Annotated in this window: 1 protein-coding gene; it reads left to right on the top strand. The window is 59.7% G+C overall.

From position 1 onward, the window contains the following. Positions 1 to 432 (top strand): aminoacyl--tRNA ligase-related protein (locus tag SB753_RS34915; protein ID WP_410804602.1); only part of this gene is annotated, 432 nt, incomplete at both ends.

The raw sequence follows: 432 nt of genomic DNA, 5'->3' as shown, positions 1-432 counted from the left end.
TGGCAGCAGGTCGAGCAGTACATGCGCCGCCGCGTGAACGACGCCGGCTATCTGGAGATCAAGACGCCCATGATCATGGACCGGTCGCTGTGGGAGGCGTCGGGCCACTGGCAGAACTATCGTGAAAATATGTTCACGACGGAATCGGAAAAGCGCGACTACGCGATCAAGCCGATGAACTGCCCCGGTCACGTGCAGGTGTTCAACCACGGCTTGCGCTCATATCGGGATCTGCCGCTGCGTTACGCGGAGTTCGGCTCGTGCCACCGCAACGAATCGTCGGGCGCGCTGCATGGCTTGATGCGCGTGCGCGGGTTCGTGCAGGACGACGCACACATTTTCTGTACGGAAGACCAGTTCATCAGCGAGTCGATCGCTTTCAATACGCTCGCCATGAGCGTGTACAGCGACTTCGGCTTCGATCATGTCGAG

Source organism: Paraburkholderia sp. SIMBA_053, assembly GCF_046534895.1.
GTDB classification, from domain to species: Bacteria; Pseudomonadota; Gammaproteobacteria; order Burkholderiales; family Burkholderiaceae; genus Paraburkholderia; species Paraburkholderia caledonica.
Note: the sequence above shows the minus strand (reverse complement) of the source record. Positions and strands in the feature narration are given on the sequence as shown.